Annotated in this window: 12 protein-coding genes; 5 read left to right on the forward strand and 7 right to left on the reverse strand. The window is 63.8% G+C overall.

The features are described from left to right. Nucleotides 1-2: 2 nt before the first annotated feature. Together proC and OCX61_RS01480 are read right to left on the reverse strand one after the other, a co-directional pair. A complete protein-coding gene (gene proC, locus OCX61_RS01475) occupies nt 3-821 on the reverse strand; it encodes a pyrroline-5-carboxylate reductase (RefSeq protein ID WP_261942316.1) in 819 nt (272 codons plus the stop codon). A 38-nt stretch (nt 822-859) separates the two neighbouring features. Next, nucleotides 860-1546 carry a YggS family pyridoxal phosphate-dependent enzyme gene (locus OCX61_RS01480; RefSeq protein ID WP_261942317.1) on the reverse strand — a complete coding sequence of 229 codons (687 nt, stop codon included), beginning with the start codon at nt 1544-1546 and terminating at the stop codon, nt 860-862. A gap of 66 nt (nt 1547-1612) precedes the next feature. Here OCX61_RS01480 and OCX61_RS01485 point away from each other — a divergent pair, with 66 nt between their 5' ends. Further along, nucleotides 1613-2611 (forward strand): type IV pilus twitching motility protein PilT, encoded by a 999-nt coding sequence (locus OCX61_RS01485; protein ID WP_261942318.1) that lies wholly within the window; start codon nt 1613-1615, stop codon nt 2609-2611. Nucleotides 2612-2723: 112 nt separating this feature from the next. Here the strand turns inward: OCX61_RS01485 and OCX61_RS01490 are convergent, their stop codons facing one another. Then, nucleotides 2724-3353, reverse strand: coding sequence for a C40 family peptidase (locus OCX61_RS01490; RefSeq protein ID WP_261942319.1), 630 nt, complete (start codon nt 3351-3353; stop codon nt 2724-2726). Between the two features lie 166 nt (nt 3354-3519). On the opposite strand from OCX61_RS01490, the gene OCX61_RS01495 reads away from it, so the two are divergent. Continuing rightward, nucleotides 3520-3939, forward strand: a complete 420-nt coding sequence (locus tag OCX61_RS01495) for an NINE protein (RefSeq protein ID WP_261942320.1) — start codon at nt 3520-3522, stop codon at nt 3937-3939. 57 nt (nt 3940-3996) lie between these two features. Here the strand turns inward: OCX61_RS01495 and OCX61_RS01500 are convergent, their stop codons facing one another. The 3 genes from OCX61_RS01500 to OCX61_RS01510 all read right to left on the reverse strand — a co-directional run bounded on the left by OCX61_RS01500 (nt 3997) and on the right by OCX61_RS01510 (nt 8764). Beyond that, nucleotides 3997-4698, reverse strand: a complete 702-nt coding sequence (locus tag OCX61_RS01500) for an SPOR domain-containing protein (protein WP_054884218.1) — start codon at nt 4696-4698, stop codon at nt 3997-3999. A 1-nt stretch (nt 4699) separates the two neighbouring features. After that, nucleotides 4700-6436 carry an arginine--tRNA ligase gene (argS, locus tag OCX61_RS01505; RefSeq protein ID WP_261942321.1) on the reverse strand — a complete coding sequence of 579 codons (1737 nt, stop codon included), beginning with the start codon at nt 6434-6436 and terminating at the stop codon, nt 4700-4702. 108 nt (nt 6437-6544) lie between these two features. Beyond that, nucleotides 6545-8764 carry a primosomal protein N' gene (locus tag OCX61_RS01510; RefSeq protein ID WP_261942322.1) on the reverse strand — a complete coding sequence of 740 codons (2220 nt, stop codon included), beginning with the start codon at nt 8762-8764 and terminating at the stop codon, nt 6545-6547. 167 nt (nt 8765-8931) lie between these two features. On the opposite strand from OCX61_RS01510, the gene rpmE reads away from it, so the two are divergent. The 3 genes from rpmE to OCX61_RS01525 all read left to right on the forward strand — a co-directional run bounded on the left by rpmE (nt 8932) and on the right by OCX61_RS01525 (nt 11419). Next, nucleotides 8932-9147, forward strand: coding sequence for a 50S ribosomal protein L31 (gene rpmE / locus OCX61_RS01515; protein ID WP_027920990.1), 216 nt, complete (start codon nt 8932-8934; stop codon nt 9145-9147). A gap of 2 nt (nt 9148-9149) precedes the next feature. Then, a complete protein-coding gene (locus tag OCX61_RS01520; RefSeq protein WP_261942323.1) occupies nt 9150-9965 on the forward strand; it encodes a thermonuclease family protein in 816 nt (271 codons plus the stop codon). A gap of 185 nt (nt 9966-10150) precedes the next feature. Beyond that, complete coding sequence (locus OCX61_RS01525) at nt 10151-11419, forward strand: malic enzyme-like NAD(P)-binding protein (protein WP_085677944.1); 1269 nt, start codon at nt 10151-10153, stop codon at nt 11417-11419. Nucleotides 11420-11745: 326 nt separating this feature from the next. On the opposite strand, the gene OCX61_RS01530 is transcribed toward OCX61_RS01525, so the two are convergent. After that, nucleotides 11746-14199 carry a penicillin-binding protein 1A gene (locus tag OCX61_RS01530; protein WP_261942324.1) on the reverse strand — a complete coding sequence of 818 codons (2454 nt, stop codon included), beginning with the start codon at nt 14197-14199 and terminating at the stop codon, nt 11746-11748. Nucleotides 14200-14326: the final 127 nt, after the last annotated feature.

Raw genomic sequence — 14326 nt, forward strand, 5'->3', positions numbered from 1 at the left:
CCTTATTTGCCCAGTTGTTCGGCCAGCTCGGCGGAACGCTTCGACGCCGCTTCCAGCGCCTGCTCGACGATGGCTTCGAAGCCGTTGCCCTGGAACGACTTGATTGCCGCTTCGGTGGTGCCGGCTGGCGAGGTGACGCGGCGGCGCAGTTCTGCGGCATCGACATCGCTGGCCACGGCCATGTGCGCGGCGCCCAGAGCGGTTTGCAGAGTCAGTTGCGAGGCGGTTTCGCGTGGCAGGCCAAGCTTGACGCCAGCAGCGGTCATCGCTTCGATCAGCAGGAAGAAGTAGGCAGGGCCACTGCCGGAAACCGCGGTGACGGCGTCCAGTTGCTGCTCCTGTTCCAGCCACAGGGCGGTGCCGACGGCCGACAGCAGTTGTTCGGCCTGCTGGCGTTGCTCGGCGGACACTTCAGCGGTCGCGTACAGGCCGCTGACACCCTGGCGCAGCAGCGCTGGCGTGTTGGGCATGCAGCGCACTACCGGGCGGGCACCGAGCCAGGCCTGCAGGCTCGCGCAGGTAATGCCGGCGGCGATCGAAACGATCAGCTGGCCGGCTTCCAGGTTCGGCTTCAGCGCCTCGCACACGGCCTTCATGACCTGCGGTTTCACTGCCAGCACGACCACGTCGGCACCTGCAATGGCCTGGGCGTTGTCTTCGAACGCCTCGATGCCGTGCTCGGCCTGAACGCGGGTGCGGGTCTCGGCGCCGGGGTCGCTGGCACGGATCTGCGCCGCGTCCAGGCCTTGGGCACGCAGGCCGCCGATCAGGCTGGCGGCCATGTTGCCGGCGCCGATAAAGGCAATACGTGTCTTGCTCATGTCAGGTCCTTGAGGGAAAGAGTGAGTAAAGCATGGAATCAGGTGGGCCCGTAATTGCGCGCGCCGAACAGGGCGGTACCGATACGTACCCAGGTCGCTCCCTGGGCGATGGCGGCCTCCAGGTCGTGGCTCATGCCCATGGACAGGGTGTCCAGGCCGAGCTGCAGGCTCTCCTGAAGCTGGCGCAGGCTGGCGAAGGCGGCCTCTTGAGTGGCGCGGTCATCGGTCGGCTCGGGGATCGCCATCAGCCCGCGCAGGCGCAGGTTGGGCAGTGCTGCCACGGCCTTGGCCAGCGCTGGCAGGTCGGCCGGGGCGCAACCGGACTTGCTGTCTTCGCCGCTGACGTTCACCTGCAGGCAGATGTTCAGCGGCGGCAGGCCCGCAGGGCGCTGTTCGGACAGACGTTGGGCGATCTTCAGGCGGTCCACGGAGTGTACCCAGTCGAAATGTTCGGCAATGGCTTTGGTCTTGTTCGACTGAATGGGGCCGATGAAGTGCCAGATCAAGGGCAGGTCGCGCAGTTCTTCTTGCTTGGCCAAGGCTTCCTGCAGGTAGTTTTCCCCGACATCACACACGCCGGCGGCGTGGATTTCGCGAATGGCGGCGGCCGGTTTGGTCTTGCTCACCGCCAGCAGCTGGACACTGGCCGGGTCGCGCCCGGCAGCCTGGGCAGCGTTGTGGATACGGGCGGCGAGGGCGGAAAGGTTGTCTGCTATGGTGGACATGGATCAATGCCGTCGGCTCTGGAGATCTTCGGCATTCTACCTGCTTGATGGCTATTGGGGAGTCTCATGGACGTGACCGACCTGTTGGCCCGGGCCGTGGATGCAGGGGCAAGCGACCTGCATCTGGCCGTGGGCGAAATACCCATGCTGCGTGTGGATGGCGAACTGCGGCGCATGCAACTGCCGGGCGTGACGGCAGCCGCCTTGCGCGATGCACTGACGCCGTTGCTCGACGAGGGCCAGTGCCGGCAATGGCTGCAGGGCGATGAGCTGGACCTGGCAGTTGAATGGGTATCGCTGGGGCGTTTTCGTCTCAATCTATTTCGGCAGTTGAACGGCCTGGCGGCCACGTTCCGTCTGATTGCGAAACGCATTGCCAGTGTCGATGAACTCGATCTTGAAGAAGTGTATCAATCCGTTGCGCGGCACTCGGATGGCCTGGTGCTGGTGGGTGGCCCGACCGGCAGCGGCAAGTCGAGTACCCTGGCGGCACTGATCGACCGGCTCAATCGTGAGCGGGCGCTGCATATCATTACCCTCGAAGACCCTGTTGAAGTTATCCACAGCAGCCACAGCAGCCTGGTCAACCAGCGTGAGATTGGCCGGCATTGTCGCGACATTGCCCAAGGGCTGCGCAGCGCCCTGCGCCAGGACCCGGATGTGATCATGATTGGCGAACTGCGCGACCTGGAAAGCATCCGCCTGGCGTTGCGCGCAGCCGAAACCGGGCATCTGGTGCTGGCCACGGTGCATACGCGGTCGGCGGCCGCCAGCATTGATCGGCTGGTCGAGGTGTTTGCGGCGGAGGAAAAGCCGCTGGTGCGGGCGATGCTGGCGGAGTCGCTGAGGTTGGTGGTGGCACAGGTGCTGGTCAAACGCCTGGGCGGCGGCCGGGTGGCGGCGCGCGAGGTGCTGGTGGCGACGCCTGCGGTGCGCAACCTGGTGCGCGAGGGGCGGATGGCGCAGTTGTGTTCGGTGATGCAGGCGGGAGCGGCGGACGGGATGCGGACGATGGAAGGGGCGATACGAAGGCTGAGGGAGAAAGGCTTGATCAGTACTATGTAGTGCCTGATCGGGCCTCTTCGCGGGCAAGCCCGCTCCCACAAAATGGCACAAGCCTCGAGGGCGGTGCGGTAACTGTGGGAGCGGGCTTGCCCGCGAAGAACCCTATGCCGATCTAGCGCTTGGCCAGGCTCAGCTGTTGCTGCTCTTTCGGCAGCACTCGCTTGGCAACCACATAGTGCTGCTGCCAGTACGGCTTGCTCAGGCTGTCGATGCTTACCCGCTTGCCGGTACGTGGCGCATGGATGAAGCGGTCGTTACCCAGGTAGATGGCAACGTGGTTGACCCGACGGCTCTTGATGTTGAAGAAGATCAGGTCGCCTGGCTTGAGGTCGCTCTTGGCCACCTTCACGCCGTGGCCCTGGGCCATGGCGTTGGAGGTACGCGGCAGGTCGACGTCTGCCACGTCGTTGAAGGCGTACTTGACCAGCCCACTGCAGTCGAACCCTTTTTTCGGGTTGCTGCCGCCCCAAACATAAGGGGTACCGAGCACGTTGACCGCGCGGCTGAGCACATCGCTGCTCTGCTTCGGCGACATCGCCGCAACGGCAGGCAGGTTGTGGCCCTTGCTCGAATAGCTCGAGCGTGCGTGCAGCGTGGTCTGCTTGACGGGCGCGTGTTTCACCGAGGCATTGCTGGTATAGCCGGTGAAACCATTGGGAAGACGTTGCTCACGATTGGTGGCGTGGGCGGCCAGGGGCAATAATAGGCAGAGGGTCAGCCATGTCTTGAATAAAGGCGGCATAGATGAAGCTCTTATGAATGTTTATGTGTTTGGCGCGCAACTTTATAACAGCTTTTTGCTCCGTTTCAGGGCCGTTGGTCGATTGTCATGGTGCCGTACGTCGGCCTGCGGCGGAAAAGTCACATTTTTATTTAGAAAATTTTCGGATAACCCAAGAGGGCTATGAATGAACAGTTATCAACAGGGGGCGCCGTATCACGACACCCACAGCAAGGTCATCGGCTACCTGCTGTGGATCTTCGGCTTCACCGGCTCGCATCGGTTCTACTACGGCAAGCCGATCACCGGCACGATCTGGTTCTTCACCTTGGGCCTGCTCGGCATTGGCTGGCTGATCGACCTGTTCCTGATCCCGTCGATGGACCGCGAGGCGGACATGCGCTTCCAGTCCGGCCGTATCGACTACAACATTGCCTGGATCCTGCTGACCTTCCTGGGCATTTTTGGTGTGCACCGCCTGTACCAGGGCAAGTGGATCTCGGCGATCATCTACTTCTTCACCGGCGGCTTGTTCCTGGTGGGTGTGCTGTATGACTTCTGGACCTTGAACAGCCAGGTTTCCGAAGCCAACAGCCGCAGCCGATAGGGCGACAGGCGCCCACAAAAAAAGGCCTTGTCGCGCTGTGCGGCAAGGCCTTTCTCGTTACTGGCGGGTCTGTCGCTGCTGCAGCAGCAGGTTGCTGAACCCGGCCCCCGCCAGCTGCTTCTGCGCCACGGTCAGCTGCTCGCGGTTGCTGAACGGGCCGACCAGTACGCGGTACCAGGTCTCTTCCTTGACGGTGCCCGACTCGACCTTGACCACCTGGCCGAGCAGGATGATCTGCGCGCGGACCTTGTCGGCATCAGCCTGCTTGCGGAACGAACCGGCCTGCAGGAAGTACTGCGTGGTCGCCGCCGGCTTGATCACCGGTGGCGCTGGTGGCGGTGTCTGCCCCAGCAGCGCGGCCTGGGCGCGCGCGGTATCGATCTTCGCGGCTTCTGCCGGGGTGACCGGGGTCACTGGCTGTGCGGGTACTGGCGGCGTCTTCTCCGGCACGGCCTCAGGCGGCACGATCACCTCGGACTCTGGCAGCAGCGTGTAGAAGTCGTACTTCGGCTTCACCGGCGGCTGTGGCGTTGCCGGTGTGGCCGACTTGCTGGCCTCGGCCACTTTCTCCGGCTTCTGCTGTTCGGGCTTGGTGCGCTTGATGTCACCGCCACCGGGTTCGAGCTTCATCAGGAAGACGATGAATGCACCGACCGTCAGGCCGACCGCCAGCCATACCCAGCCTGGGATCGGCTGCTTGGCTGGGGCCGTCTGACGGCTGGCGCCGCGTTTGGGGGCTGGTTTTTTCTTGGCAGCCAACTTACATGCGCTCCAGGGTTTCCAGGCCGAGCAGCTCCAGACCTTGCTTGAGGGTGCGGCCGGTCAGGGCAGCCAGGCGCAGGCGGCTCTGCTGCTGTTCCGGGGTTTCGGCTGCGAGGATCGGGCAGTTCTCGTAGAAGCTCGAGAACAGGCCAGCAAGGTCGTACAGGTAGCTGCACAGCACGTGCGGTGTGCCTTTGTCGGCGACGCTGTTGAGGATCTCGCCAAATTGGGCCAGGCGCGCGGCCAGGTCCTGCTCGTGAGCGGCTTGCAGCACGATGTTGCCTTCGACTTCGTCGAAGCCCTTGCCCAGCTTGCGGAACACGCCAGCCACGCGGGTATAGGCATACAGCAGGTAAGGCGCAGTGTTGCCTTCGAAGTTGAGCATCAGTTCGAAGTTGAAGCTGTAGTCGCTGGTGCGGTGTTTGGACAGGTCGGCATATTTCACTGCGCCGATACCCACCACTTCACCGATGTGGCGCAGTTCGTCTTCGGCCAGGCTCGGGTTCTTTTCCTTGACCAGCGCGTAGGCGCGTTCCTTGGCCTCGGTGAGCAGGTCGATCAGCTTCACGGTGCCGCCGTCGCGGGTCTTGAACGGGCGGCCGTCGGCGCCGTTCATGGTGCCGAAGCCCATGTGCTCCATTTGCATCGGGTGGCCGACGAAGCCGGCACGACGGGCCACTTCGAACACCTGGTTGAAGTGCAGGGCCTGGCGCTGGTCGACGAAGTACAGGGCGCGGTCGGCCTTGAGCACGTTGCTGCGGTAGCGCACGGCGGCCAGGTCGGTGGTAGCGTACAGGTAGCCACCGTCAGCCTTCTGCACGATCACCGGCAGTGGCTCGCCTTCGCTGTTCTTGAATTCTTCGAGGAATACGCACTGCGCGCCCTGGTCCTCGACCAGCAGGCCCTTGGCCTTGAGGTCGGCGACCACGTTGGCCAGGTCGGCGTTGTAGGCGCTTTCGCCCATCACGTCGGCCATGGTCAGCTTGACGTTGAGCAGCTCGTAGGTCTTCTGGCAGTGCGACAGCGAGATGTCCTTGAAGCGCGTCCACAGCGCCATGCACTCCGGGTCGCCGGCCTGCAGCTTGACCACCAGGCCGCGGGCGCGGGTGGCGAACTCTTCGGACTCGTCAAAACGCTTTTTGGCGGCGCGGTAGAAGTTCTCCAGGTCCGACAGCTCGTCGCTGGTGATCGGGTTTTCTTCCAGGTAGGCCAGCAGCATGCCGAACTGGGTGCCCCAGTCGCCGACGTGGTTCTGGCGGATCACCTCGTCGCCAAGGAACTCCAGCACACGGGCGACGCTGTCACCGATGATGGTCGAACGCAGGTGGCCTACGTGCATCTCCTTGGCCAGGTTCGGTGCCGACATGTCGATCACCACCTTCTGCGCAGGGCCCGCCTTGCGCGCACCGAGGTGGGCGTCGGCCAGCGCGGCGTCCAGGCGGTTGGCCAGGGCGTCGGTGTTCTGGAAGAAGTTCAGGAAGCCTGGGCCGGCGATCTCGACCTTGCTGATGTCGGCGCTGGCCGGCAGCGCATTGATCAGTTTCTCGGCCAGGTCGCGCGGCTTCATGCCGGCCGGCTTGGCCAGCATCATGGCGATGTTGCTGGCGAAGTCGCCGTGGGTCTTGTCCCGGGCGTTTTCCACCTGGATCGCCGGCGACAGCCCTTCAGGCAGCACACCGTCGGTGACGAGTTGGGTGAGGGCTTGCTGGAGCAGCTGGCGAATGGTGTCTTTCATGGGGATCTCTTTTCGACCGCAAGCGCGGTGGAGCGCCTGGATGCGCAGGTGGAAAAACTGGGCATTATCCGTTGCCGGGGGCGGGTTGCCAACCTTTGGGGCAGAAGCTTAATAAAGGTCAACCGGGTCGACATCCAGTGACCAGCGTACCTGGCGCCCGCTCGGCAGTTGCTCCAACACTAGCAACCAGGCGCTGATCAGTCGATGCAAGGGGGCTCGGGTGTTGGCCTGAATCAATAATTGCGCCCGGAAACGCCCGGCGCGACGCTCCATCGGCGCAGGTACCGGCCCCAGCAGTTCGATGCCGGGCAGGTGCTGTTCGGCGACCAGCCGCTCGGCGGCGGCGCAGGCTTCGTCGAGGAAGCCTTCAGCTTGGCCGGGCTTGTGCGCTTCGGCGCGCAGCAGGGCCAGGTGGGAGAACGGTGGCAGCCCGGCGTTGCGGCGTTCGTCCAAGGCTTGCTCGGCGAAGGCGAAATAACCCTGTTCGGTCAGTTGCACCAGCAGCGGGTGGTCCGCCAGGTGGGTCTGGATGATCACCTTGCCGGGCTCTTCGGCGCGCCCGGCGCGGCCAGCGACCTGGACGATCAGCTGGGCCATGCGCTCGCTGGCGCGGAAGTCGCCGGAAAACAGCCCGCCATCGGCATCGAGGATGGCAACCAAGGTCACCCGCGGGAAATGGTGCCCCTTGGCCAGCATCTGGGTGCCGACGAGGATGCTCGGCTGGCCGCGCTGGATGGTGCTGAACAAGGTGTGCATGGCGTCCTTGCGCGCCGTGCTGTCGCGGTCCACGCGCAGGATCGGGTAATCCGGGAAGAGTACTTTCAGGCGTTCTTCGGCGCGTTCGGTGCCGGCGCCAACGGGCCGCAGGTCGACGTGATTGCACTGCGGACACTGCTGCGGCAGGCGCTCGTCGTAGCCGCAGTGGTGGCAGCGCAGCACGCCAGAGCGCTGGTGCACGGTCATGCGGGCATCGCAGCGTGGGCATTCGGACAGCCAGCCACAGTCATGGCACAGCAAGGTCGGGGCGAAGCCGCGGCGGTTGAGGAACACCAGGACCTGCTGGCCGGCCTCCAGGGTCTGACGGATGGCCTGTTGCAACGGGCCGCTGATGCCGCTGTCCAGCGGCAGGCTTTTCACATCCAGGCGCAGCATGCGCGGTGGGCGGGCGCCACCGGCGCGCTGGTTCATGCGCAGCAGGCGATAGCGGCCGGTGAGCGCGTTGTGCAGGGTTTCCAGCGACGGTGTGGCGGAGCCGAGCAGGATCGGGATGTTCTCCTGGTGGGCGCGCACCAGTGCCAGGTCGCGGGCGTGGTAGCGCAGGCCTTCCTGTTGTTTGTAAGAGCCGTCGTGCTCTTCGTCGATGATGATCAGGCCGGGGTTCTTCATCGGCGTGAACAGCGCCGAGCGCGTGCCGATGATGATGTCGGCCTCGCCGTCGCGGGCGGCCAGCCAGGCATCGAGGCGCTCGCGGTCATTCACGGCCGAATGCAGCAGGGCGATGCGAGCGTTGAAGCGTTGCTCGAAGCGCGCCAGGGTCTGCGGGCCGAGGTTGATCTCGGGGATCAGCACCAGCGCCTGCTTGCCGGCTTCCAGGGTTTCGCGGATCAGTTGCAGGTACACCTCGGTCTTGCCGCTGCCGGTGACACCGGCCAGCAGGAAGGCGCCGAAGCCGCCAAAGCCCTCGCGCACGGCGTCGAAGGCCTCGCGTTGTTCATCGTTGAGGGGCAGTTCCGGCTGCGCCAGCCAGTGCTCATGGCGATGCGCCGGCAGGTGGCGGCGTACTTCCAGCTGTACCAGCTCTTTGGCCAGCAGCAGGTCGAGGCTGTCCTTGTTCAGGTTGAGATTGCTCAGCAGGCTGTGCGCCACGCCATGCGGGTGCTGGGCCAGGGTCTTGAGCGCGTCGCGCTGGCGCGGGGCGCGGGCGATGCGTGGGTCCTCCAGGCGTGCGCCAGGGGCCACGTGCCAGAAGCGTTCCTGGCGCATTTCGGCAGGTTCGCCCTGGCGCAGCAGCGTGGGGAGCGCCCAGCTCAGGGTGTCGCCGAGGCTGTGCTGGTAATACTGGGCGGTCCACAGGCACAGCTTGAACAGCGCTGGCGGGATCGGTGAAACCGGGTCGAGCAAGGCACTGGCGGGCTTGAGCTTGTCGGCAGGCACTTCGCTCTGCTCGCACACTTCCACCAGCACGCCGATCATCTCGCGGCGCCCGAAAGGTACGCGGATGCGCATGCCTGGGGTCAGTACCTGGCGCGCCATGTTCGCTGGCGCCTTGTAATCGAACAGGCGGCGCAACGGGGAGGGCAGGGCAAGGCGCAGGATGACGTCGGGCACGCGGCAGATCTCGGAGGGCGTTTCAAAGACTGGCGAGCCTAGCAGACGACGGTCGGTGCAAGCGACAACTTGCGTTGGCGCGATGCTCTGGTATTATTCGCCGCCTAATTACGTGCGGTATTCAACAATAGGTGTTGGGTGGCGGCACGCAGCTCGAGGAAGTGACCATGAAAGAAGGTATCCACCCGAACTACGAAGTAGTTGCAGTCACCTGCAGCTGCGGTAACAAGTTCGAAACTCGTTCGACCCTGGGCAACACCCTGGCGATCGACGTTTGCAACCTGTGCCACCCGTTCTACACCGGTAAGCAGAAAGTCCTGGACACCGGTGGTCGCGTACAGAAGTTCGCCGATCGCTTCGGTATGTTCGGTACCAAGAAGTAATCATGCGCATGGCGAATCCTTCGGGCTTCGCGTTGTTGCTGAATAAGGCGCCCCTTGTGGGCGCCTTTTTTGTGGGCGCGATCTGGCAGCTCCCCGCCCTGGCGTTGTGCCCGTTGCCGGAGCAACCGCAGCCGGTGGCGGTGCGCCAGGTGGTGGATGGCGACACGCTGCGCCTGACCGACGGTCGCAGTGTGCGCATGATCGGCATCAATGCCCCTGAAATCGGGCGCAAGGGACGCACCAGTGAACCTTACGCCGAGGCTGCCAGGCGGCGCCTGCAGGCATTGGTCAAGGCCAGTGATGGGCGCGTCGGGTTGGTGCCGGGTGTCGAGCGCAAGGACAAGTACGGCCGCACCCTGGCGCACATCTATGATCGCAATGGCGACAATCTTGAGGCGCAGCTGCTCAGTGAAGGGCTTGGCTATCACGTAGCAATCGCCCCCAATGTGCGCCTGGCGGGCTGCCAGCAAGCGGCCGAGCGGGTGGCGCGCGCAGCGCAGGCGGGCCTGTGGCGCAGCTCGCCAGTGCTCAAGGCGGCAAACGTGAAGCAATCAGGCTTTGCCGTGGTCGCTGGCACCATCCGTGGCATCCAGCGCAATCGTGGCGGTATCTGGCTGGAGCTGGACGACACCGTGGTGCTGCAGATTCCCGCTCGTCTGCAACGCACCTTCCCTGACAGCTTCTTCGTTAACCTCAAGGGACGCCAGGTCGAGGCGCGCGGCTGGGTGCTGGATCGTTCCCGCAAGGGCGGGCTCAAGCCAGGGCAGCGACGCTGGGTGTTGCCGTTGACCGATCCGGCCATGTTGGAGCGCACTTGAGGCTGAAAAGATGTAGACAGTTCGATGTCAGATTGTACACACTGTTAGTCGAATGCCCCCGTGCGTGATAGCTTAAAGTCGTAGGCCAAAGGCCTTGACACAAGTGACTGACCAGTCTTGTGGCTCCCCGGCTCTTTGCGTATCCTCGGCGGTCCGTCAGAACAGTAAATAGCGGAATGCCCACCATGTCAGACCTGAAAACCGCCGCTCTCGAATACCACGCTCAACCTCGTCCGGGGAAACTGAGCGTCGAGCTCTCCAAGCCCACCGCCACCGCCCGCGATCTCGCCCTGGCCTACAGCCCAGGTGTTGCAGAGCCCGTGCGCGAAATCGGCCGTGATCCAGAGCTGGCCTACAAATACACCGGCAAGGGCAACCTGGTCGCGGTCATTTCCGATGGCACCGCCATCCTCGGTCTGGGTGACCTCGGCCCACTGGCTTCCAAGCCAGTGATGGAAGGCAAGGGCGTTCTGTTCAAGCGTTTTGCCGGTATCGACGTGTTCGACATCGAAGTCGACTCGGAAAGCCCGCAGGCGTTCATCGACACCGTCAAGCGCATCTCGATCACCTTCGGTGGCATCAACCTCGAAGACATCAAGGCCCCAGAGTGCTTCGAAATCGAGCGCACCCTGATCGAGCAGTGCGACATTCCGGTGTTCCACGATGATCAGCACGGTACCGCGATCGTTACCGCGGCCGGCATGATCAACGCCCTGGAAATCGCCGGCAAGAAGCTGGAAGACGCCAAGATCGTCTGCCTGGGTGCTGGCGCTGCCGCGATCTCCTGCATGAAGCTGCTGGTCAGCATGGGTGCCAAGGTCGAGAACATCTTCATGATCGACCGCAGCGGCGTGATCCACGCTGGCCGCGACGACCTGAACCAGTACAAGGCTCAGTTCGCCCACGCGACCGACAAGCGCACCCTGGCTGACGCCCTGGACGGTGCAGACGTGTTCGTTGGTCTGTCCGGCCCGAACCTGCTGAGCCCGGAAGGCCTGAAGTCGATGGCGGCCAACCCGATCGTGTTCGCCTGCTCGAACCCGGACCCGGAAATCTCCCCAGAGCTGGCTCACGCCACTCGCAGCGACGTGATCATGGCCACCGGTCGTTCCGACTACCCGAACCAGGTCAACAACGTGCTGGGCTTCCCGTTCATCTTCCGCGGTGCCCTGGACGTTCGCGCCAAGCGCATCAACGAAGAAATGAAGATCGCCGCCGCCATCGCCCTGAAAGACCTGGCCAAGCTGCCGGTACCGAAGGAAGTCTGCGAAGCCTACGGCGTTGAAGGCCTGGAGTTCGGTCGCGAGTACATCATTCCGAAGCCGCTGGACGCTCGTCTGATCACCGTCGTTTCCGACGCGGTGGCCAAGGCTGCCATCGAATCCGGCGTGGCTACCCTGCCGTATCCGAAGCACTACCCGCTGAACAGCGTGGATGAAGTGTTCAACGGCTGATTGCAGCTGTAGCGACACAAAAAGCCCCGGCTCGTGAGAGTCGGGGCTTTTTTGTGTTTAGAGTTTTAGCGCCTGGGAGATCGAGCGCCGCCTGCGCGGCGCATCGCGAGCTAACGCTCGCTCCTACGTTTGTTTCTGGCCAGTAACGCCTGTGACAGGCTCGCGCGACCGCCTTGTTGGTACGACGCGACACCGCGCCATGTACCAAGGCGTTCGCGCGCGAATCCCCCAGGAATAACTGGCCCGAAACAAACGTAGGAGCGAGCGTTAGCTCGCGATGCGCCGCGTGGGCGGCGCTCGATTTGTGCATCACACAAAAGCTGAGGTCAGAACAGGTCCATTGGCGCCGCTTCATCGGCCGGCAGCGGGCTGCCTGGCGCTGCGCCGTTACCCAGCTCATCCACCGAAGGCGGCGAATCCTCGGCCTTGAACAGCTCGAAGTAGGCATCAGGCGTGCTCGGTGAGGCCGCGCGGCCGCTCACCGGGTCAACCCGCAGGCTGAGGATGCCCTCCGGCTGGGCCGGTGCATGGCTTGGCTTGCCCTTCAGGGCCGCACCCATGAAGTTCATCCAGATCGGCAGTGCCGCAGTGCCGCCGTATTCACGGCGGCCGAGGCTTTCCGGCTGGTCGAAACCGACCCACACGGTGGTCACGTAGTCGGCGTTGTAGCCGGAGAACCAGGCGTCCTTGGACTCATTGGTGGTACCGGTCTTGCCCGCCAGGTCATCGCGGCCCAAGGCCAGCGCACGGCGGCCGGTGCCGCGCTTGATCACGTCCTGCAGCATGCTGGTGAGAATGTAGGTGGTGCGGCCGTCGACGATCTGTTCGGCAATGGCCGGGGTCTGCGGTGGCGGGGCGATCTGGCCGAGGGCCGAGGGCGCCTCGCCTGGCAGGGCGGCGGTGCTGATCGGCTGTTCCGGCGCGGCCAGCCCGGCATGGTCCTCGGCGCCTTGCGGAACGCGGGCCGGATTGGCGGTGAACAGCGTCTCGCCATTGCGGCTTTCGATGCGGTCGATCAGGTATGGGTTGACCTTGTAGCCGCCGTTGGCAAAGGTGCTCCAGCCGGTGGCGATTTCCATCGGGGTCAGGGTCGCGGTACCCAAGGCCAGCGACAGGTTGCGTGGCAGGTCCTGCTTGTTGAAGCCGAACTTGGCGATGTAATCGATGGTGCGGTCCACACCCATGGCCTGCAGCAGGCGGATCGATACCAGGTTGCGCGACTTGTACAGCGCTTCGCGCAGGCGGATCGGGCCCAGGAAGGTATTGGTGTCGTTCTTCGGCCGCCATTCCTTGTCCAGGTATTGGTCGACGAACACGATCGGTGCATCGTTGACCAGGCTGGAGGCGGTGTAGCCGCTGTCCAGGGCCGCGCTATAGATGAACGGCTTGAAGCTGGAGCCCGGCTGGCGCTTGGCCTGCATGGCGCGGTTGTAGTTGCTCTGCTCGAACGAGAAGCCCCCCACCAGGGCGCGGATGGCGCCGTTGTATGGGTCGAGGGTGACCAGCGCACTCTGCGCGCCAGGCACCTGGCTGAACTTGAGCTTGCCGTCGTCCAGGCGCTGCAGGCGCACGAGGTCGCCGACCTGAGCGACATCGGCCGGCGCTTGTGGCGCGCGCCCCTGGGAGTTGGTGTTGATGAACGGGCGCGCCCACTTCATGGTGTCCCACGCGACGTCTTCTTCCTTGCCGTCACGGGTCAATACCTTGAGGCCATGTTTTTCGACCTGGGTGACGATGGCCGGCTCCAGTGCGCCGAGGGTGCGTTGCTTGTTCAGCTCCTGCTGCCAGGCGGCAAGGGTCTTGCCTGGGAAGCGTGCTTCAGGGCCTCGGTAGCCGTGGCGCTCGTCATATTCGGTCAGGCCGGTGAGGATGGCTTTGTTGGCCATTTCCTGCATGTCGCTCGGCACGGTGGTGGTGACGCGGAAACCTTCAGTGTAGGCGTCACTGCCATAGCGGCCGACCATCTCGGCGCGGGCCATTTCGGCGACGTAAGGCGCGTTCACTTCAGGAGTCGGCACGTGGTAGCTGGCATTGAGCGGCTCGGCCAGGGCGGCCTGATAGCTTGCCTCGTCGATCTTGCCGAGCTTGTACATGCGGCCGAGGATCCAGTCGCGGCGCTCTTTGGCGCGGACCGGGTTGGCCAGCGGGTTGAAGCGCGACGGTGCCTTGGGCAGGCCGGCGATCATTGCCATCTGGGCCAGGCTGACGTCACGGATCGACTTGCCGTAGTAGACCTGCGCGGCAGCATCGATACCGTAGGCACGGTTGCCCAGGTAGATCTTGTTGACGTACAGCTCGAGGATCTCGTCCTTGGTCAGTTCGCGCTCGATCTGCAGGGCCAGCAGGATTTCGTTGGTCTTGCGCGAGAAGCTGCGTTCGCTGGTGAGGAAGAAGTTCTTCGCCACCTGCATGGTGATGGTGCTGCCGCCGGTCTGGATGTGGCCGGTCTTCACCAGTTGGGTCGCAGCACGCATCAGGCTGCTTGGGTCGACCCCGTAGTGATTGAGGAAATTGTCGTCCTCGGCTGACAGAAGCGCCTGAATGAACTGTGGGGGAATTTCCGAGAAGCGGATCGGCGAGCGGCGCATTTCGCCGAACTCGGCAATCAGCTTGCCGTCGCTGCTGTACACCCGCAGGGGGATCTGCAACTGGATGCTTCTGAGCGAATCGACCGATGGCAGGTTGGGGCTAAGATACAGAAACGCACCGCTCACACCGAGTACGAGCGCGCAGATGACTGCGACGAAAGACCACCAGAAGAACTTCAGCAGGCGTATCAAGGCTTTTCGGTGTCCAGATTGAGAGGTGAATTGCGCACGGGGCCGGCGGACGAAAAAAACGCTGGGCATTATAAGCATTTTTCGCCTCGCCGGGTGACCGGCCAGGCGGCCCGCTGCACCGTCTGGC

The organism is Pseudomonas sp. LRP2-20 (assembly GCF_024349685.1).
GTDB lineage: Bacteria > Pseudomonadota > Gammaproteobacteria > Pseudomonadales > Pseudomonadaceae > Aquipseudomonas.